At 61.9% G+C, this 18,672-nt stretch carries 17 protein-coding genes, 1 tRNA gene and 1 pseudogene; 11 read left to right on the forward strand and 8 right to left on the reverse strand.

Annotation, left to right across the window (positions count from 1 at the left end):
• Positions 1-18 precede the first annotated feature (18 nt).
• Positions 19-291 carry a hypothetical protein gene (locus NKK50_RS14765; RefSeq protein ID WP_023696133.1) on the forward strand — a complete coding sequence of 91 codons (273 nt, stop codon included), beginning with the start codon at positions 19-21 and terminating at the stop codon, positions 289-291.
• A 39-nt stretch (positions 292-330) separates the two neighbouring features.
• Here NKK50_RS14765 and NKK50_RS14770 read toward each other — a convergent pair.
• Positions 331-405 (reverse strand) — tRNA-Val (locus NKK50_RS14770).
• A gap of 128 nt (positions 406-533) precedes the next feature.
• Positions 534-1,217: a phosphoglycolate phosphatase gene (locus tag NKK50_RS14775; protein ID WP_023691328.1), complete on the reverse strand. Its 684-nt coding sequence runs from the start codon at positions 1,215-1,217 to the stop codon at positions 534-536.
• A gap of 155 nt (positions 1,218-1,372) precedes the next feature.
• Between NKK50_RS14775 and rpiA the strand changes: the two genes are divergently transcribed.
• The 3 genes from rpiA (at position 1,373) to gor (ending at position 4,224) form a co-directional block, all read left to right on the forward strand.
• A complete protein-coding gene (gene rpiA, locus NKK50_RS14780; protein WP_023820739.1) occupies positions 1,373-2,104 on the forward strand; it encodes a ribose-5-phosphate isomerase RpiA in 732 nt (243 codons plus the stop codon).
• Positions 2,091-2,708: a DUF2059 domain-containing protein gene (locus tag NKK50_RS14785; RefSeq protein ID WP_023835078.1), complete on the forward strand. Its 618-nt coding sequence runs from the start codon at positions 2,091-2,093 to the stop codon at positions 2,706-2,708. The genes rpiA and NKK50_RS14785 overlap by 14 nt, the downstream gene beginning before the upstream one ends.
• A 124-nt stretch (positions 2,709-2,832) precedes the next feature.
• Positions 2,833-4,224, forward strand: coding sequence for a glutathione-disulfide reductase (gene gor, locus NKK50_RS14790; RefSeq protein ID WP_352543598.1), 1,392 nt, complete (start codon positions 2,833-2,835; stop codon positions 4,222-4,224).
• Between the two features lie 77 nt (positions 4,225-4,301).
• Here gor and mgtE read toward each other — a convergent pair.
• Positions 4,302-5,668: pseudogene (gene mgtE, locus NKK50_RS14795) on the reverse strand (magnesium transporter).
• Positions 5,669-5,957: 289 nt separating this feature from the next.
• Complete coding sequence (locus NKK50_RS14800) at positions 5,958-7,844, reverse strand: ABC transporter ATP-binding protein/permease (protein WP_023835079.1); 1,887 nt, start codon at positions 7,842-7,844, stop codon at positions 5,958-5,960.
• Positions 7,845-8,449: 605 nt separating this feature from the next.
• Here NKK50_RS14800 and NKK50_RS14805 point away from each other — a divergent pair.
• Complete coding sequence (locus tag NKK50_RS14805; RefSeq protein ID WP_023750697.1) at positions 8,450-8,884, forward strand: hypothetical protein; 435 nt, start codon at positions 8,450-8,452, stop codon at positions 8,882-8,884.
• A 125-nt stretch (positions 8,885-9,009) separates the two neighbouring features.
• Here the strand turns inward: NKK50_RS14805 and NKK50_RS14810 are convergent, their stop codons facing one another.
• Complete coding sequence (locus tag NKK50_RS14810) at positions 9,010-9,690, reverse strand: DsbA family oxidoreductase (RefSeq protein WP_023835080.1); 681 nt, start codon at positions 9,688-9,690, stop codon at positions 9,010-9,012.
• A 49-nt stretch (positions 9,691-9,739) separates the two neighbouring features.
• The gene (locus NKK50_RS14815) at positions 9,740-11,560 is read right to left on the reverse strand and encodes an extracellular solute-binding protein (RefSeq protein ID WP_023835081.1); all 1,821 of its coding nucleotides are present in this window, start codon (positions 11,558-11,560) and stop codon (positions 9,740-9,742) included.
• A gap of 260 nt (positions 11,561-11,820) precedes the next feature.
• On the opposite strand from NKK50_RS14815, the gene NKK50_RS14820 reads away from it, so the two are divergent.
• Positions 11,821-12,441: an invasion associated locus B family protein gene (locus tag NKK50_RS14820; RefSeq protein WP_023835082.1), complete on the forward strand. Its 621-nt coding sequence runs from the start codon at positions 11,821-11,823 to the stop codon at positions 12,439-12,441.
• Between the two features lie 81 nt (positions 12,442-12,522).
• Here NKK50_RS14820 and hspQ read toward each other — a convergent pair whose 3' ends face one another.
• The gene (gene hspQ / locus NKK50_RS14825; protein ID WP_023668971.1) at positions 12,523-12,846 is read right to left on the reverse strand and encodes a heat shock protein HspQ; all 324 of its coding nucleotides are present in this window, start codon (positions 12,844-12,846) and stop codon (positions 12,523-12,525) included.
• Positions 12,847-13,070: 224 nt separating this feature from the next.
• Between hspQ and NKK50_RS14830 the strand changes: the two genes are divergently transcribed.
• Positions 13,071-14,033 (forward strand): AEC family transporter, encoded by a 963-nt coding sequence (locus tag NKK50_RS14830; protein WP_023691320.1) that lies wholly within the window; start codon positions 13,071-13,073, stop codon positions 14,031-14,033.
• On the opposite strand, the gene NKK50_RS14835 is transcribed toward NKK50_RS14830, so the two are convergent.
• Positions 14,010-15,221, reverse strand: a complete 1,212-nt coding sequence (locus NKK50_RS14835) for a UbiH/UbiF family hydroxylase (RefSeq protein WP_023835083.1) — start codon at positions 15,219-15,221, stop codon at positions 14,010-14,012. The genes NKK50_RS14830 and NKK50_RS14835 overlap by 24 nt on opposite strands.
• 95 nt (positions 15,222-15,316) lie before the next feature.
• Here NKK50_RS14835 and NKK50_RS14840 point away from each other — a divergent pair, with 95 nt between their 5' ends.
• Genes NKK50_RS14840 through NKK50_RS14855 form a run of 4 tightly spaced genes read left to right on the forward strand, consistent with a single transcriptional unit; the run spans position 15,317 to position 18,655 of the window.
• The gene (locus NKK50_RS14840; protein ID WP_352543599.1) at positions 15,317-16,204 is read left to right on the forward strand and encodes a DUF2182 domain-containing protein; all 888 of its coding nucleotides are present in this window, start codon (positions 15,317-15,319) and stop codon (positions 16,202-16,204) included.
• Between the two features lie 14 nt (positions 16,205-16,218).
• Positions 16,219-16,833, forward strand: coding sequence for a DUF1326 domain-containing protein (locus NKK50_RS14845; protein WP_023835085.1), 615 nt, complete (start codon positions 16,219-16,221; stop codon positions 16,831-16,833).
• Positions 16,830-17,660: a phosphatidylcholine synthase gene (pcsA, locus tag NKK50_RS14850; RefSeq protein ID WP_023668966.1), complete on the forward strand. Its 831-nt coding sequence runs from the start codon at positions 16,830-16,832 to the stop codon at positions 17,658-17,660. Before NKK50_RS14845 ends, pcsA begins: the two co-directional genes overlap by 4 nt.
• 17 nt (positions 17,661-17,677) lie before the next feature.
• Entirely contained in the window at positions 17,678-18,655 is a 978-nt protein-coding gene (locus tag NKK50_RS14855) for a quinone oxidoreductase family protein (protein ID WP_023745058.1), read from the forward strand.
• Positions 18,656-18,672: the final 17 nt, after the last annotated feature.

Below are 18,672 nucleotides of genomic sequence, written 5' to 3' on the forward strand. Positions count from 1 at the left end.
CACTCCAGAGGTTTTTACATGCGCACGCGTCACGCCGTCATGCTTGCACTTTCCGCGCTTTGCATTCCAGCCGTCTCCATGCCGCTGCAGAAAGCCAACGCGCTGGAGCCTGAAAAATACACGGTCTATTGCGCCAACGATCACATCGAGGTTTCGTTCTGGGATCTCGAGCAGATGAAGGTGCGCAACGGCTCCGATGTCTGCCAGTTCCAGAGCTACACGAGCTACTCAAGCGCCTTGAACTTCGCGCAGAAGAATTTTGGTGGGGAAGGGGCGAGTTGCAGCTGCTAGGAGTGCTGGCTTGGAGTGCGCTGTTCAGGGAAAGAAAGATGGTGGGCGATGCAGGGATTGAACCTGCGACCCCACCCGTGTGAAGGGTGTGCTCTCCCGCTGAGCTAATCGCCCGCTCGTTGCCCGAAGGCCAAGCGAGCCGCGATATAAGGGAGGCAGGGTTGTGAAGTCAAGGCGATGCGCCGGCCTTCTGTGCCTGAAATAGGCGAGGGCAGGCGCTGCCGCGCAATCGCCCGTTTCGCTCAGCCGGCCGCAGCTGCAATCAGCCGTTCCGCCAGGTCGAGCGTCAGCGCGTCGAAATGCGAAATCACCGCCGACGGCTCGAATTCTCTGACATGGCGGTCGGTGTAGCCGAAATCGACGGCGACCACCGGAATGCCGGCTGCCTTGGCGGTGTCGATGTCGGTCTGCGAATCGCCGACCATCAGCGCATGATGCGGATCGCCGCCGGCGAGCCGGATGGTCTCGGTCAGATGGCGCGGGTCGGGCTTGCGGAAGGCGAACGTGTCCTGGCCGGCGATCGCGGCGAAATGCTTTGTCAGGCCGAGCGCCTCGATCAGCGCTTTCGAATTCGCCTCATATTTGTTGGTGCAGATGGCGAGCAGATAGCCGGCCTTCTCGAAGCGGGCGATGGCTTCGACGACACCGGGGTAGGGGCGCGACTTGCCGGGGATGTTGAGTGTGTAGTGGTCGAGGAACACCTTCAGCAGCCTGTCGTGCTCCTCCACCGCCAGCGATTTCTGCTGCGCGGTATGCGCGCGCTCGATCATCACCCGTCCGCCCTGGCCGACAAAACGCCGGAAGCCGGCCTCGTCGACAGCGGCAAGCTCGCTGGCGGCAAGGCTGTGGTTGAGGCTGTCGAGCAGATCCGGCGCCGTGTCGATCAGCGTCCCGTCGAGGTCGAACACGATGATCGGTTGGGTCATGGCCTGTCCTGTGGCTGATGCATTGCAGGCAGGCGATAGCGGCTGCGCTTCTTTCAGGCAAGCCGGTGCGAGCCAAAGTCTTTGACCCTGCGGGCAAAAGTGCTAGGAGCGCGCATCCAGAAAAATCAGAACCAAGCCAAACCCCTGGGGCGAGCATGGATGCGAGGCAGTTGAAAGTCGAGGCCGCGCGGGCAGCCCTTGCCCATGTCAGCGACGGCATGCGCATCGGCATCGGCACCGGGACGACGGCCGACGAATTCGTGCGGCTGCTGGCCGAAAAGATCGCCACCGGCTTGTCCGTCATCGGCGTGCCGACGTCGGAGCGCACCGCAGCCCTTTGCCGCGAACTTGGCGTGCCGCTGTCGACGCTTGAGGAAACGCCCGAGCTCGACCTTACCGTCGACGGCGCCGACGAGATCGACGCGGCGCTGACACTGATCAAGGGCGGCGGCGGCGCGCTGCTGCGCGAGAAGATCGTCGCGGCGGCATCTCAGCGCATGATCGTCATTGCCGATCGCTCGAAGATGGTCGACACCCTTGGCCGGTTCCCCTTGCCGATCGAAGTCAACCAATTCGGCCTGTGCGCGACCGAAATCGCGGTCGCGGCAGCGGCCAAAAGTCTCGGCCTTTCCGGCCCGGTTACATTGAGGATGACGGGGGGCCAGCCTTTTGTTACAGACGGCGGCCATTTTATCCTCGATGCATCTTTTGGCCGCATTCCGGATACAAGAGCGCTTTCTAATGCTCTCCATGCCATTCCTGGTGTGGTCGAGCATGGTCTTTTCATCGGGCTGGCGTCAGCGGCCATCATCGCCGGCGGCGACGGCATCCAAACAGTCCATGCCGCCCGAAAACCAGGGAGTTCTACCGATCATGATGTTGCATAACCGGGTTCGCAATCTTTGCGCCGTTCTGGCGGCTTCGGCCGTTTTCGCCTTCTCTTCCCCGGCGTTCTCGCAGGAGATCACGGAATCGCATCTGAAGGCGGCACGGGCGGCGGTCACGGCAATCCACGCGACCGACTCGTTCGACAACATCCTGCCGCAAGCGGCGGCCTCGCTCGAGCAGCAGCTCATCCAGAAGAACCCTGATATGCAGGAGCTGATCGGCAAGACCGTCAGCGAAAAGGCACTGGCGCTGGCCTCGCGCCGTGCCGATCTGGAGAAGGAAGCAGCGCTCGCCTATGCCAAGGTGTTCTCCGAGAAGGATCTCACCGACATCGCCGCCTTCTACAATTCCGATGCCGGCAAGAAGCTGCTCGACAACGGCCCCAACGTGACGCGCGAACTGGTGAAGGCCGCCGACATCTGGCAGAACGGCCTGGCGCGCGATCTCGCCCAGCAGGTCGGCGAAACGCTGGCAGCCGCCGCGAAGGCCGCTGCTCCGGCCGCGCCTGCGCCGGATAGCGCAACTGCCCCCGCCGATGGCGCTGCACCTGCCGACGGCGATGCGCCCGCAGACGGTGACCAGCCGGAAGCGCCGAAGAACTAAGACGTCTGATTTCGCCACCGGCATCCTTGCCGCTGGACCAGAAAGCCCGGTGGAAACCGGGCTTTTCTTTTGGCTTCATGCAGCCTACCTGTCTCAAACATTTCTTGGGGCAAGGAACAGCAGCATGGCCGGTTACGACTACGATCTCTTCGTCATCGGCGGCGGCTCCGGCGGGGTGAGGGCGGCGCGCGTGGCGGCAGCGCTCGGCAAGCGTGTCGGCATCGCCGAGGAATACCGCTATGGCGGCACCTGCGTCATGCGTGGCTGCGTGCCGAAAAAACTCTATGTCTATGCCTCGCAATTTCCCGAGCATTTTGCCGACGCCGCCGGCTATGGCTGGACGGTGCCGGAGGCGAGCTTCGACTGGCCGACGCTGGTCGCCAACAAGGACCGCGAGATCGCCCGTCTGGAAGCGATCTACGAAAAGAACGTGAAAGGCGCCGGCGGCGAGACGTTCCACTCGCGCGCCATGCTGGTCGACCCGCATGTCGTGCATCTCCTGGGCGATGACCGCACCGTCACCGCCGACCAGATCCTGATCGCCACCGGCGGCCGGCCGGCGCCGCACCCGGCGCTGCCCGGTCACGAGCATTGCATCTTTTCCAATGAGGTTTTCGACCTCAAGCAACTGCCGAAGGCGATCATGATCGAGGGCGGCGGCTACATCGCCGTCGAATTCGCCAATATCTTCCACGGCTTGGGCGTCGACACCACGCTGGTCTATCGCGGCAAGGAGATACTGTCACGCTTCGACATGGACCTGCGGCACATGTTGCACGAAACCATGGAAAAGAAGGGGATCAAGATCCTCTGCCACGCCGTGTCGGAATGGGTCCGCAAACGGCCGGACGGCAGGCTGGATGCGTTGGTCACCGGCGGCAAGGTGCTGACCGTCGACCAGGTCATGCTCGCCATCGGCCGCCTCCCCAACACCGAGAATATGGGCCTGGAAGGCGTCGGCATCGAGCTCGGCTTAACCGGCGCCATCGTTGTCGACGAATTTTCCCGCACCAACATCGACAACATCTGGGCGATCGGCGACGTCACCAACCGCGTGCAGTTGACGCCTGTGGCGATCCACGAGGCCATGTGTTTCATCGAGACCGCATTCAAGGGCAATCCGACCGCGCCCGACCACGACACCATCCCGACCGCCGTCTTCTCACAGCCGGAGATCGGCACCGTCGGGCTGTCCGAGGACGATGCCGTCAAGCGCTACTCCGATATCGAAATCTACCGCGCCACATTCCGGCCGATGCGGCACACGCTGTCGGGCCGCGACGAAAAGATGCTGACGAAGCTGGTGGTCGACGGCGCCACGCGAAAAGTGCTCGGCGCGCACATCCTCGGGCCGGACGCCGGCGAGATGGCGCAGTTGCTCGGCATTCCGCTGAAGGCCGGCGTCACCAAGGATGATTTCGACCGCACCATGGCCGTCCACCCCACGGCAGCGGAGGAACTGGTCACCATGTACAAGCCGACCTACCGCGTGAAGGACGGCGTGCGGGTCGATTGATGCCCGCGCGCTCCATCTTGAATACCCCCATCCCATCGCAGCCGCTGTTGCCACCGCGATGGGACGCCTGAAGCTTATTACAACAAAGTGCCGCGCAGGATGACCAGCGCCACCGAGAAATAGATCACCAGGCCGGTGACATCGACCAGCGTGGCGACGAACGGCGCCGAGGCGCTCGCCGGATCGAAGCCGATCCGTTTCAGCGCGAACGGCAGCATCGACCCCGACAGCGAGCCGAAGGTGACGATGCCGACGAGTGCTGCCCCCACGGTCGCCGCGATCAGCGGCCAATGCGGCCCATAATCGTAGAAGCCCATATATTGCCAGAGCGCGATGCGGCAGATGCCGACCACGCCAAGCATGGCGCCGAGCACGAAGCCGGTGGGCAATTCGCGCAACGCCACCCGCCACCAGTCGCGAAGGCCGATCTCGCGCAGCGCCAGCGCGCGAATGACGAGCGAGGTCGCCTGCGAACCGGAATTGCCGCCCGAGCTCATGATCAGCGGGATGAACAGGGTGAGCACGATCGCCTTCTCCAGTTCGCCTTCATAGCTTTGCATGGCGTTGGCGGTCAGCATCTCCGAGATGAACAGCGCGCACAGCCAGCCGCCGCGCTTCTTGATCATGGCGAGAAAGCTCATCTTCATGTAGGGCTCGTCGAGCGCCTCCATGCCGCCGAAGCGATGCGCGTCCTCGGTCGTCTCCTCGATCATGGTGTCGATGATGTCGTCGATGGTGACGATGCCGAGGATCTTGCCGTGGTCGACGACGGGAACCGCGAGCAGGTCGTATTTGGAGATCGTCTGCGCCAGTGTTTCGCAATCGGTCAGCGGCGTCACCGTCACCGGCGCGCGATCCGGCGCCACCGACAGGATCGGATCGTCCGGCTCGCCGGTGATCAGCCGGCGCAGGCCGGTCGAGCGCACCAGCACATGCGTGTCTGGATCGACGATGTAGATGGCGTAGACGGTCTCCCGCGTCCGCTCCACCTTGCGGATGTAGTCGAGCGTGCGCCCGACGGTCCAGTCCGACGGCACGCTGACGAATTCGGTCGTCATGATCGAGGCGGCGCTGCCTTCGGGATAACCGAGAATGGAAAGCAGCGTTGCCCGCAGCGGCGGGACCAACCCGCCGAGCAGCTGGAGCGCGCCGGTTCGTCCAGTTCGCGCAGGATATCGGCGGCGCGGTCGACCGACATGGCGGTCAGGAGCTTGCACGCCTTGGCGCGCGGCAGCGCCTCGGCCAGATCGGAGGCGCCGTCGAGTTCAGGCTGGTCGAAGATCTCGACGAGCCGCTCGAACGGCATTTCGCAAAGCAGTTCTATCGCGGTATCGCGAGATTCCCGGTTCAGGGCCTCGACGACATCGGCGACGTGATCATTGGCAAGGATACGGGCGATAGCGACGGCATCGTCGCCCGCTACGACGGGGGTAAATTCGTTCATGGCTCACTCCTTGCCGTCCGGCGGGACGTGAGCCGTTAGAGGTCACATCGAGGCGGACGGCGGTTGCGTTCGACTACTGTCGCCAGGCATGGCGCGGTGACCTTTCTGCTCGCGGTTCGAGTTGGAATTCAGCGAGCGGGCGCAACATAGGAGCGCATCTTGGCGAGTCAATCGCGGGAGTGGCGGAAAACAGCCGGGAGCCGGCCCAATCGCGAGACTGTGATGATTATTGAAGGGGGAGGGAGCGAGTGCCCCGCCGCCAGTGGCGGAACGCGCTTCGGCGTGGCTGCTATTTCTGCTTCAGCCGGCGTGAAAAACGCATCCATTTGTCCTCGACCGGCCGCGGCTGCGTAAGGATGGTGGTGAGCTCGCGCGGCAGGTTCGGAACAAGCGGCCTCTTGGTGGCGACGCCGTCGGCGATCGCGACCACGCTGTGATAGAATTCTACGCCCGAGGCCGAGCGTGGCGCCACCGCCTCGTGCATGATGCTGATCACCGTGACATCGGGACAATTGTCCTTGATCGCCTGATGGAAGGCAATCTTGCCATCGGGATCGAGCGCGCCGGTCGCTTCGTCGAGGAACAGCAGTCCCGGTTGCTGCAGCACGATGCGGGCCACCACCAGCTTCTGCTTCTGGCCGCCCGACAGCAGCTGGTCCCAGATCTTTCCCTCGCGGCTTTCATCGGCCATGTGTTCGATGAAGTCGCCAAGGCCCGCCTTGTGCAGGGCAGACGCCACTTGCGCATCGCCATAGTCCTGCTCGGAGCCGGGCAGGGATACCAGCTGCTTCAGCGACACCTGCTGCAGCTTGACCTCCTGGGCGGCATAGAAACTCTTCACACCGTCAGGGAAGACGATGGTGCCGCGGCCATAGGGCCACAGGCCGTTGATCGCCTTGATCAGTGAAGTCTTGCCGCAGCCGGATTCGCCCTTGAGGAATGCCCACTCGCCGCGCCGGAAGCGCAGATTGGCAGCACTCAGGAATGGCGTGGCGTCCTCGCCCTGATGCGCCAGTTCGAGCTTCTGGATGGTCAGGCCGAAGACGGGGTTCTGGCTGGCATAGTGGAAGTCGGACTGGCCGGTCTGGCTGTAGAAGTCTTGCGGCTGCTGGACGTTTTCGATGGCGTTCGCCAACTCAATGACGCGCTGGCTGTTGGCCCGCAACGTGGCGAGACTCGGCATGACATGGATGAACCAGGAACATTTGCTGATCAGCGCGTTGACCTGCTCGGAACCGGTTATGTAGCCCTTGAGGTCGACGCCGTTGTGGATGAACGGCACCAGACCAGGTCCGTAGGCGACAACTTTGGCCCCGACAAAATTATAGACCGATTCGAATCCCGCATAGAGGGTGTTGACGATGTTGAGCTTCGACCAGGTGGTATCGATATCGAGATAGAGCCGTCCATGTATCGTCTTTTGCACGTCTTCGCCTTGCGACGCCGACACATGGAAACTGCGGCGCAACAAGGTGATCAGTTCGCTGCGATAGGTGCCTTCGGCCTTCTGCATCCTGACGTTGAGCCACTCCAGCATTCCGCCGAGTTTGATCGCGATCCAGGTATTGACCGGCACGTAGATGGCAACCGCCAGGAGAGCGAGGACGGCGCTGCCATAGCTGCCGAGGGCATCCAGGCCTTTTACCTCCACGGAATTCGCCAGCAAAGCGCCGCCGACAAAATAAAGTGAGGTGAAGACGCCGAAGACACCTTGGGCAAGCCCGATGGCGCCGCCCGCCATGTCTTTGATGGATTCCTGCACGCGCTGATCGATGTTGTCGGGCGCTGGCGCATCTGGCGAGCCATTCTGAGCGTGGTAGTGCGTATGGTTGGTATCGAGCAGCGCCGCATTGAAACGCGCGTTCAACCAGGCGCGCCATTTGCGATGCAATGTCGCCGATACAAATTTGCAGGCGCCTATGATTCCCATGTCCTTGAACACGACCAGCAGCACAAGCAGGCCGGCATTGGTAAGCACCGATTCAAGGGGCGTGGTATTCGCGGCGTCGTGAAAAAAAGCGATTGAGGCTGCCAGTTCGCCCGCCAACACGGTAAACCAAACGTCGGCCTTGCTCGACAGGGCTATGATGAGTGCGAGGACGACGGTGAGAGCCCAGGCCTCCCTCCACCGGTCCGAGAACCAGTAGGCCCGCATCAGTCCCCAGAAGGTCCGCATCGACGATACTGGCGTCAGGGGCGACGGCCCGACGGGGGCGTCGCGGTTCCAAAGTGCCGATATTGAACGTCGCGGTCTGTCGACCCGAATCACAATCCCGCCCAAACCTTTTTTAGTTTTGTTACGGATAGTAACACCAATTGATCATTTTCTATGAATTTTATCCCGGCGGATGTGAAGCAGCCCACCCGCCGTTGCCATGAGGCAACAGTTGGCGCTGCGAGATCGCCGTCTTTGGGCCAAATTTGTCCTTTATTTCAATGTGTTGCGAGAACGTTCAGATGTGCGAATATATTCCCTGAGGGAAGGCTCATACACGGCTTTGTGACCAAAAGGCCTGCCCGTCGGCCGGTTTTCCCACCGCGCGCTAACCGGATCGCCCGAAAAATTGCCGTCCATGATCGCCCCAGGCCGCCCGAATCATCTCACCGGCCATCATGGTTGGGCACGCAAGATCGTCGCTGCTGTAAAGCGACTGTTCATGAGGTGGCACGCGCTTTTTAGCTGCAGTTCAACACCGTTTGACAATCAAGCGCACTGGAATGAACCTTGCCGGGCACTGTCGGCACCAATGCATGTCCGGTCCCCAACAAGGAAGCTCCCCAATGCTTGCAAGCGCAGCCGTTCCCGCAATCGTGACGCTCTTTGCCTGGCTGCCTCTTGCGCATGCCGGCAGCCAGACCATTCCGGCAAGCGCCGAAGGGCAAATCGAGTTCAATGCGCCGTCCGGCAACATCGGCTGCATCTACACGCCGAAGGGCGGCACCAGCACCTACGAGCCACAGGATGGCGGTCCGGAACTGAGCTGTTCGCGCGTCGAGCCCAGCTACGTCACCGTGATCCTTGGGCCGAACGGCCCGGCGACATTGATCAAGAATCCGGGCGAGCAGGGCTGCTGCAGCGATGTGGCGAAGCTGGCTTACGGAAGCAGCTGGAGCAAAGGGCCGTTTACCTGCCAGTCGTCAACCAAGGGACTGACCTGCACGGGCAGCAACGGCCACGGATTCTTCCTCAGCAAAGCCAAGGTGACGGTGAAATAACCCGAGCATGATCCCGAAAAGTGGTTGCCGGTTTTCTCGGACAAACGGGAAACCGTTTTGTCCAGAGATCATGCTCAAACAAGGAGATAGAGCCCATCCCGATTTCCATCGGGATGGAACAGGCTCTAGCCGGCCTTTTCCAGTTCGCCCTTGGCCTTTGCGACCGCGACTTGGCGGATGGCATCAGTCAGCGTGTCGGCGTCCTGCGCGCCCATGACGGCGTATTTGCCTTCGAGCAGGAAACACGGCACGCCGGTGATCCCCATCCGCGATGCCGTGGCGATTTCTGTGCGCACCTCCTCGACGTCGGCATCGGTCGGCAACAGCGTTTCGACCACGGCAGCGTCCATGCCGGCCTCGCGGGCGGCATCGATCAGCACGGCGTGGTCGCCAATATTGCCGCCTTTCTCGAAATACAGTTGGAACAGCCGGCGCACGAGCCGGTTCTGCACGGCTTCACCGGCGGCACCGGCCCAGCGGATGACACGATGCGCGTCCAGCGTGTTGGCGGCGACCTTGATGGCGTCGAAAGCGAAATCGATGCCTTCGGCTTCGCCGAGCGGCTCTATGCGGGCATGCATCTGGCGGATGCGCTCGTCGCTGCCGAATTTGGCCAGCATGTATTCGCGCCGGTCCTTGCCCTCGGGCGGGATGGTCGGGTCGAGCTGGAACGGCCGCCAGCGCACATGAACCTCAACGTCGCCGGCAGCGGCAATCGCTTTATCCAGCCGCTTCTGGCCGACGAAGCACCAGGGGCAGACGACGTCGGAAACCACGTCGACGGAAATGGAATTGTCATCGCTCATCTTGATCTCCTGCAGCCGAGCGTTTTACCGAGCATGATCTCGGCTACGCTCAGTTCGGCTTGCGCCACCATGTCGGCCATTGATAACCGAATATGGGAGTCTTTTTGGGATGATCCAGGTAATTCCAGTAAGCGAGCCATTGCTGCGCGTTGTACTGCATCGGCACCATGAAATTGCCGGAGATCAGCAATCGGTCGAGCACGCGCACGGCGGCGACATAGTCTTCCTTGGTCCGTGCTCTCAGCATCGCGTCGATCGCCGCGTCGACCGCCGGATCGGCGACGCCGGCCAGATTGAATGAACCTTCTCTTTTGGCCTCTGAAGAACCCCAGCGAAGGTTCTGCTCCATACCGGGCGACAGCGAGTTGCTGAACCCGCTCGACCCGACAAGAACCTCAAAGTCGAAACGCTGCTTGCGCGACTGGATCTGGTCGGCTTCGAGGCTGCGGATGGTCACCGCGATGCCGATCTTTTCCAGCGAGCGCTGATAAATGGCGGCAAAGCGTTCCTCGTCCTGCGAGGCGGTCAGGATCTCGAAACCGAAGGGAATTCCCTTTGGGTCCAGCAGGACACCATCCCTAACGGCGTAGCCCTGGCTCTTCAGCAGGTCGAACGCCACCTTCATCACCTTGCGGTCCTGGCCGGTGCCGTCATTCACCGGCGGGCGCCAGCTGCCGTCCATGACATCGGCCGGCACGCGGCCGGGGTAGGGCGCCAGCAGCGCCTTTTCCCTGTCGCTGGCGGGATGGCCGAGCGCGGAAAGTTCGGAATTCTGCCAGTAGCTCATCGTGCGCGTGTACTTGCCGCCGAACAGGTTCTTGTTAGCCCATTCGAAGTCGTAGAGCATGCCGAGCGCGCGCCGCACCTCCGGATTGGAAAACTTCTCCAGTCGCGTGTTGAACAGGAAGCCGGTCACCACGGGCGGTATGCCGGTGTCGAAGGTCTCGGCGATCACCTCGCCGCGATGAAAGGCGGGAAAATCGATATCGCGCTCGCGCTTGACCGGATCGCCCTCATCGTAAATGGCGCAGATGCCTTTCTTGAACGCTTCCGTCTTGGCATTGGCGTTGAGGAAGTACTCGATGGTGATCTGGTCGTAATTGTCGAAGCCGCGCTTGGAAGGGATGTCCTTGCCCCAGTAATTCGGGTTGCGCTTGAACACGATGCGCTGTCCCGGCTGCACCTTGTCGATGATGTAGGGACCGCTGCCGATCACCGGCTTCAACGTCGTCTTGTCGAAGGTATCCTTGTTGAAGGCGTGCTTTGGGATGATCGGCGTCAGCGCGATGATCAAGGGGGTCTCGCGATTGGCCTTGTCGTTGAAGGTGAAGCGCACGCTGTGATCGCCGGTCTTTTCGAGCTTGGCGATCAGGCTCATGCGATCCCTGTAGGGCGGGCGGCCCTTGTCGGTGAAGACATCGTAGGTGAACAGCACGTCATCCGGCGTCACCGGGTCGCCATCGGACCACTTTGCATTTGGGTTGAGATGGAACTCGATCCACTTGCGCTCGGGATCCATATCGGCTGTGTCTGCGAGCAGGCCATAGAGGCTGAAGGCCTCGTCGTAGTTGCGCATCATCAACGGCTCGAAGACGAGATTGCCGAAAATGAGGTCCTGCATGCCGCGCGCCGTGGTGCGCAGGCTCTTCAGGATGAACGGGTTCAGATTGTCGAAGCTGCCGACGACGCAGTAAGTGATGTTGCCGCCCTTGGGCGCATCGGGATTGACGTAGTCGAAATGCTGGTAGTCGGCTGGCAGCGCCGGCTCGCCCTGCATGGCGATGGCATGTTTCGGTTCCGACATCGCCACGCCGGGTGCAAAGGCGAAGAACGAAATTGCGGCGATCAGCCAAACAAGAATGCGGCCCATGACCGTCTCCTTACTGGGCGGCTTGATGATTCGGAGTGCACCCTAACATGGCGCTGCGGCGCTCCGGCCAGATACATCAACCCAAATCGCACGACCCAAATTGCGAGGCCAAGAATTGCAGGCGGCGGGCTGGATTCGGCTGCTCATGCAGTGTAACACGCGCTCCGAAGTCATTCTGTTGCCTCAATTCGGCAACAGGTAGCAGGACCACACGGCGCGAAGAAGCCGGTCCCGGGATCATTTGAGAGGAAATGCACGACATGACGAGCCTGAGCAACGCATACCGCCTTTCGGTCCTGGCCGCAGGCGTGGTCGGCTTTCTGGGCGCCGGACTTCCCACCGCTTCGGCACAGCAACAGATTCCGCAGGGTTGGTTCAAGGCCTGCACCAAGCAGGAAGATGTCGACATCTGCAATGTCCAGAACATCATTACTGCCGGCAACGGCCAGTTCGTCACCGGGGTCAGCCTGATCGAGTTGAAGGGCAAGGTAAACCGCAAGGTCTTCCAGGTCACGGTTCCCCCAGGTCGCCTGGTGCCCCCCGGCATCGCCCTGCAGATAGACGCCGGCAAGGCGACGAAGCTGGATTATGTCATTTGCTTCGCCGACCGTTGCGTTGCCGAAGTGCCGCTGACCGACGCGCTCGTCGCGTCCTTCAAGAAGGGACAGGCGATCACGCTGACCTCGATCAACTTCCAGAGTCAGCCAAATCCAATCAAGGTTGCCTTGACCGGCTTCAGCGGCGCCTTTGACGGCGCGCCGCTGCAGCAGTCGGACATCGAGGATCGGCAGAAAAAACTTCAGGATTTCGTCGTCAAGAACAACCAGGACTTCGCCAAGAAGCTCAAGGACGAGCAGGCCAAGGCCAAAGCCGCCAACTAATCGCCGGGACAGATACCGGAGCGACAAAAAGCGGGGTCATGCCCCGCTTTTTTGTTGTCGTCACGTCGATGCAAGGTGATGTCAGTGTCTCGACTGGCGTTTTGGCTCATAGCGTCCGTCGGGCCGCTTGTCGAACATCTCGCCGATCTGTGGATGCCGGACCGGTTCGCCCGATTGATCCTCGAGCAGGTTCTGCTCGGAGACATAGGCGATGTATTCGGTTTCCGAATTCTCGGCGAGCAGGTGATAGAACGGCTGGTCCTTGCGCGGCCGCACGTCGGCCGGGATGGCTTCGTACCATTCGTCGGTGTTGGCAAATTGCGGATCGACATCGAAAATGATGCCGCGGAACGGAAACAGCCGATGACGAACCACCTGTCCGATCGAAAATTTGGCCGTTTTCATCATACTCACCACTAAGCCTCTAGAGCGCCCGGCGTCCCCTCGAATGTGCGAAGAGCGCTCTAAGACTTTGAATTTACACACACCGTGGCCAAAAATCGAGCCCGACTTAGGTCTGGGATCAGGCTTTATTTGGCGCAGAAAGCGTGTCAGTTCAATGCCGAAGCGCTTGACGCCCGATGAAGCTACGGGCTAGCCCGGTCCCGGGGTTTCGGGCCAGGGCAAAAATGTCTGACATTGTCGGTCTTGTTCTTCCGTTCTTCGGGCTGATTTTCATCGGCTTTCTGGTCGCGCGCATCACCAGGCAGCCGCTGGAAGCGCTTGGCTGGATGAACACCTTCATCGTCTATGTCGCGCTTCCTGCCCTGTTCTTCCAATTGCTGGCCCGCACGCCGTTCGAACAGTTGACCGAATGGCGTTTCATCTTCGGCTCGGTGTTTTCCACCTACACGATCTTCTCGATCATGTTCGTCTGGTCGGTGACGGCGTCGCGCGGCGAGATAGCCCAGTCGACGATCAAGGCGCTGGCCGCGGCCTACGGCAATATCGGCTATATGGGGCCGGGGCTGGCGCTGCTCGCCTTCGGCGAACAAGCGGCGGTCCCCGTTGCGCTGATCTTCTGCTTCGAAAATATCATGCATTTCGCCATCGCGCCGATGATGATGGCGCTGTCGGGCGACGACAAGACATCGCCGTGGCGGCTCATCCTCGGCGTAGTCAGGAAAATCGTCCTGCACCCGTTCATCATCGCGACCGCGCTTGGCGTCGGCGCCGCCTATCTCGGCTTTCACCCACCGCAGCCGGTCGATCGCCTGCTCGAATATCTGTCTCGGGCGGCCGCCCCTTGCGCCCTGTTTGCCATGGGCGTGACGCTTGCGCTCCGGCCCCTCAACCGCGTGCCGCATGAGTTGGCGTCGATCGCGGCGCTGAAGCTGATCCTGCATCCATCGCTCTGCTACGTCGTGCTGAGCTGGATCGGGAACTTTTCCGAAATCTGGGTTTTTTCAGCCGTGCTTTTGGCGGCATTACCGACCGCAACCAACGTCTTCGTCATCGCCCAGCAATATGGCGTCTGGGTGCAACGCGCGTCGGCCAGCGTGCTGATCACCACCTGCCTCTCGGTGCTGACGGTGACCGGGCTGCTCTACATGATCCGCCACGGCATCTTACCGCCGGACCTGTTTCCCTGAACCGCCGGTAAGCGCCGCAAAGCCGCTGCCCGGCCTCAAGCCTTCGCGCATGAAAAAGGCGCGCAGCGGCGCGAAACTGCCGAGCACATTGAGGCCGGCGCTGCGTGCCATCTGCGCCGGCAACATGTCCGACAGCAACGACATGTTAAGCAGGTTGACCGCGCCCGAACGCGCCAGAATGTCGGGACGGCGCCTGGAATCATAGGCGGCCAAAGCCCTTGCGGCGCCAGGGTCGCCGCGATTTTCGCGTGCGATTCCAATCAGATCCTCGACGTCCCTGATGCCGAGGTTTAGACCTTGGGCCCCGATCGGCGGGAACACATGTGCAGCCTCGCCGACCAGCGCCACACGGTTTTGCGCGAAGCGCCCCGGTGATGCCGCTGAAAGCGGGTAAATTTGTCGGCCGGGCTCGACCGACACCCGGCCCAGCATCGACTGCATCTGCTGCTCGACACGCTCGGAAAGCGTCGCGTCATCGAGTGCGGCGAGGTCCTTCGCCGCCTCCGGTTTCACCACCCAGACGAGGCTGGAGCGGTTGCCGGGCAGCGGCACCTGGGTGAACGGCCCGGTCTCTGTGTGGAACTCGGTCGAGGTGAAGCCGTGTTCGCTGCGATGGCCGAAATTCAGCACCAGCGCCGCTTGGCGGTAGGATCGCACCGAGGCCACTATGCCTGCCGCCTCGCGCGCCGGCGACAGGCGCCCATCGGCAGCGACCGCAAGCGCGGCCGAGACTTCGCGACCATCAGTCAAGACGGCATGCGCCTGATCGGCGTCCAGACGCCAACTCTCGACCATCGACGTCAGCCATTCGATGCCGGGATGGGCCGCGACGGACTTGGCCAGCGTCGGGTTCAGCGCACTGTTGGGCAGGTTGAGCCCGAACTGCTCCTCGCCGATCTCCATGGCGCGAAAAGTCACCACCGGGCTGCGGATCAGCCGGCTGGTCGCATCAACGATGCGCATCACCTTCAGCGGCGCGGCCTTCGGCGCAAGTTCGGCCAGCACGCCCAGCCGATTGAGAACCTTGAGAGCAGGGTTCATCAGCGCCGTGGTCCGGCCATCGGGCCCGCCTGCTTCGGGTCCGACCAGGGTTACCGGAAAGCCCGCCTCGGCGAAACCGAGCGCCGCGATCAGTCCGGCAGGGCCGCTGCCGGCTACCAGTATCCGTGCTGTCTCGCGATGATCCAAATTGGACTTCCAGTTTGCGATGCAGGTGTCTACCCATGGATATAGGTCAGACCATGCGGCTTGATCAACGCGGCGATTAGGCTCATTCGGTTGTCATGACCGGCCAGCAGGACGATTTCAGCCATCTCGACCGCGCCGGCCGCGCCACGGCAAGCCTGGCCCGCAGCCCCCGCCTGACGGTCAACATCGCCATCGCCGGCGGCATTCTGCTCGCCTGGTTCATTCTCGGCGCCATGGCGATCCGCGGCGCCGAAGCCCGGCTCCCCGGCGTACCAGGCCATGTGGTCCTGCGATATCTGCCGCAACTGCCGCTGCCGGATGTCCTCGACCGCTTCTTCGGCATGTGCCTGACGCCCGCACCACTTGATGCCGGCGGCGCACCGGTTCTGGCGCTGATCGTGATGTGGTTTTTGATGGCCGTGGCGACGATGCTGCCGTCGGCGGCGCCGATGATCCGTACCTATTGTGAAATCGCCGACACCGCCCGCATCAAGGGCGAGCCGGTGGCCCATCCGCTGGTCCTGGCTGCCGGCTACCTCTCGACATGGCTTGTCGCCTCTATCGGCTTCGCGGTGCTGACGTTGCTCGTCCACGCATTTACGTCCTCCGCTCGATTGCTCGATCCGGTGAGCGGCCTTGCCGCGGCGGCCGCGCTGCTGGTTGCCGGCCTCTACCAGTTCAGCAGCCTCAAGCAGGCCTGCCTGACAAAATGCCGGAACCCGTTCTCGACACTGTTTTCCAACTGGAGCGCGGAGCCGGGTGGCATCTTCCGGCTAGGGCTGAAGCAGGGCCTGTGGTGCCTCGGCTGCTGCTGGGCGCTGATCCTGGTGATGTTTGCCGTCGGCGCGATGAACGTGTTCTGGATGGCGCTGATCGGCCTGTTCACCTTGATCGAAAAACAGACCACCGGCAGCCTTCCAACCCGAGTGGCCGGTGCGATACTGCTTGTCTGGGTAGTCGCCCTGCTAGTAGTCTCGGCATGACGGGGGAGAATTCCATGGCAGAGCAAGGCTGGGCAATGAAAGGAGAGCTCGTACTCTCCTGCAATTGCACGGTTTTTTGTCCTTGCGTGCTGTCGCTTGGCAGCCATCCGCCGACGGAGGGTTATTGTCAGACCTGGGCGGGCTTCCGCATCGACGCAGGCCATTTCGGCGAGGTCGACCTGTCCGGCCTCAATCTCGGTCTGGTCATGGAAATCCCCGGCTTTATGAGCCGCGGCAACTGGACCGCAGGCCTGTTCATCGACAAGCGCGCCTCCGTCTACGCGGTGAAAGCGCTGACCAGGATCTTCACCGGGAAGGCCGGCGGAACAACCTCGCTGTTGTCGATCCTTGTCGGCAAGTTCCTCGGTGTCGAGCAGGTGCCGATCACCTACGAGACGCGTGACAAGACCCGCATTTTCCAGATACCGAAGATCATCGACGGGGCGGTCACACCGATTCCCGGCAAGGATCGCGAGAAGGATACCGTGATCGGCAACTCGGAATACTGGATCGCGCCGGAGATCATCGTGGCCAGGTCCGACAAGAGCAAGATGCGGGCTTTCGGCCGCAACTGGAACTTTGCCGGCCGCTCGGCCGAAATCTGCAAACTGGATTGGCGGGGCCCGTGAGCAAGAACACAACGGCCAGAAACGCCGCCAAAAAGATCACCGACCGGATTCCGAGGCCGAAGAAAAAGGTCACCTGGCCGCAGGCGCGGGCATTCTCGGTGCATCTGTTGACCGCGTCTGGCTCGTTCCTGGCCTTCCTGTCGCTGGTGGCGGCAAGCGAGCAACGCTGGACGGCGATGTTCTGGTGGCTGGGGCTGGCGCTGTTCGTCGACGGCATAGACGGGCCGATCGCCCGCAAGCTCGAGGTCAAGGAGATTTTGCCGACCTGGTCGGGCGAACTCCTCGACAACATCATCGACTATGTCACCTACGTGCTGATCCCGGCCTTCGCACTCTACCAGCGCGGCTTCATGGGCGAAGGGCTGTCGTTCCTGTCGGCGGCCATCATCGTGGTGTCCAGCGCCATCTATTATGCCGACACCGGAATGAAGACGAAGGAGAACTTCTTCAAAGGCTTTCCGGTCGTCTGGAACATGGTCGTGTTCACGCTGTTCGTCATCGAGCCGGGACAGTGGGTGTCCTTCGGCGTCGTCGTGGCGGCCGGCATCCTCACCTTCGTGCCGATCAACTTCATTCACCCCGTGCGGGTGGTGCGGCTGCGGCCAATTAATCTTGGCATGACGCTGCTCTGGTGTGCTTTCGGTGCGCTGGCGCTGGCGCAGGCGGCCCTTGCCGCCTTCTACGACCAGATCGGCGTTTTGGGCGAACAGGTCAGCGTCTTTACCAAGGTCGGCATCACCATCACCGGACTTTACCTCGCCTGCATCGGCGGTATCATGCAGTTCTTCCCCAAACTCGGCGCCAAGCCGGACACTAAGAAAGCCTGACCGCAGGAAAGCCCACAATGTCCAAAGCAGTCCGTATCCACGCCCATGGCGGTCCGGAAGTCCTGACCTATGAAGACGCCGATCCGGGACAACCCGGCGCCGGGCAGATCCTGGTCAGGCACACCGCGATCGGCCTCAATTTCATCGATGTCTATCACCGCATCGGCCTCTATCCGCCGCCCGGCGGCTTCCCGCTGATCCCCGGCGGCGAGGCGGCAGGTGTGGTTCTCGAGGTCGGTGCAGGCATCGACTGGCTGAAGCCGGGCGACCGCATCGCCTATGCCGTCAACGTCGGCGCCTATGCCGAACAGCGCGTCGTCGCCGCCGACCGCGTCGTCAAGGTGCCGGACCGCATCAGCGACGAACAGGCCGCCGGCATGATGCTTAAAGGCATGACGGCGGAGTATCTGTTGCGCCGGACCTTCAAGGTGAAGGCAGGCGACACCATCCTGTTCCATGCCGCCGCCGGCGGCGTCGGGCTGATCCTGGGACAATGGGCAAAACATCTCGGCGCCACCGTGATCGGCACGGCAAGCTCAACCGATAAGATCGAGCTCGCCAAGGCGCATGGCTTCGGCCATGTCATCAACTACAAGGAGCAGGATTTCGTCGCCGGCGTCGCCGCCATAACCGACGGCAAGAAATGTGACGTCGTCTACGATTCGGTCGGCAACGACACATTCCCGGCCTCGCTCGACTGTCTGAAGCCGCTCGGCATGTTCGTCTCTTTCGGTCAGTCCTCTGGACCGATCCCGCCATTTTCGATGTCGCTGCTGGCGCAGAAGGGCTCGCTGTTCGCTACCAGGCCGACTTTGTTCGTCTACAACGCCAAGCGTGAAGACCTCGAAGTCTCCGCCGCGGCATTGTTCGACGTGGTGTTGAGCGGTGCGGTCGAGATCAAGATCAACCAGCGTTATGCTCTGAAGGACGCCGGCAAGGCGCAAGCCGATCTCGAAGGGCGCAAGACCACGGGCACGACCATACTGATCCCCTGATCTGCCTTGCTTTCAGC

Source organism: Mesorhizobium sp. M0001 (genome assembly GCF_040324255.1).
GTDB lineage: Bacteria > Pseudomonadota > Alphaproteobacteria > Rhizobiales > Rhizobiaceae > Mesorhizobium.

Coding starts and splice junctions, on each gene's coding strand:
- NKK50_RS14765 (WP_023696133.1), top strand. CDS start 19: ATGCGCACGCGTCACGCCGTCATGCTTGCACTTTCCGCGCTTTGCATT.
- NKK50_RS14775 (WP_023691328.1), bottom strand. CDS start 1,217: ATGACCCAACCGATCATCGTGTTCGACCTCGACGGGACGCTGATCGAC.
- rpiA (WP_023820739.1), top strand. CDS start 1,373: ATGGATGCGAGGCAGTTGAAAGTCGAGGCCGCGCGGGCAGCCCTTGCC.
- NKK50_RS14785 (WP_023835078.1), top strand. CDS start 2,091: ATGATGTTGCATAACCGGGTTCGCAATCTTTGCGCCGTTCTGGCGGCT.
- gor (WP_352543598.1), top strand. CDS start 2,833: ATGGCCGGTTACGACTACGATCTCTTCGTCATCGGCGGCGGCTCCGGC.
- NKK50_RS14800 (WP_023835079.1), bottom strand. CDS start 7,844: ATGCGGACCTTCTGGGGACTGATGCGGGCCTACTGGTTCTCGGACCGG.
- NKK50_RS14805 (WP_023750697.1), top strand. CDS start 8,450: ATGCTTGCAAGCGCAGCCGTTCCCGCAATCGTGACGCTCTTTGCCTGG.
- NKK50_RS14810 (WP_023835080.1), bottom strand. CDS start 9,690: ATGAGCGATGACAATTCCATTTCCGTCGACGTGGTTTCCGACGTCGTC.
- NKK50_RS14815 (WP_023835081.1), bottom strand. CDS start 11,560: ATGGGCCGCATTCTTGTTTGGCTGATCGCCGCAATTTCGTTCTTCGCC.
- NKK50_RS14820 (WP_023835082.1), top strand. CDS start 11,821: ATGACGAGCCTGAGCAACGCATACCGCCTTTCGGTCCTGGCCGCAGGC.
- hspQ (WP_023668971.1), bottom strand. CDS start 12,846: ATGAAAACGGCCAAATTTTCGATCGGACAGGTGGTTCGTCATCGGCTG.
- NKK50_RS14830 (WP_023691320.1), top strand. CDS start 13,071: ATGTCTGACATTGTCGGTCTTGTTCTTCCGTTCTTCGGGCTGATTTTC.
- NKK50_RS14840 (WP_352543599.1), top strand. CDS start 15,317: ATGACCGGCCAGCAGGACGATTTCAGCCATCTCGACCGCGCCGGCCGC.
- NKK50_RS14845 (WP_023835085.1), top strand. CDS start 16,219: ATGGCAGAGCAAGGCTGGGCAATGAAAGGAGAGCTCGTACTCTCCTGC.
- NKK50_RS14855 (WP_023745058.1), top strand. CDS start 17,678: ATGTCCAAAGCAGTCCGTATCCACGCCCATGGCGGTCCGGAAGTCCTG.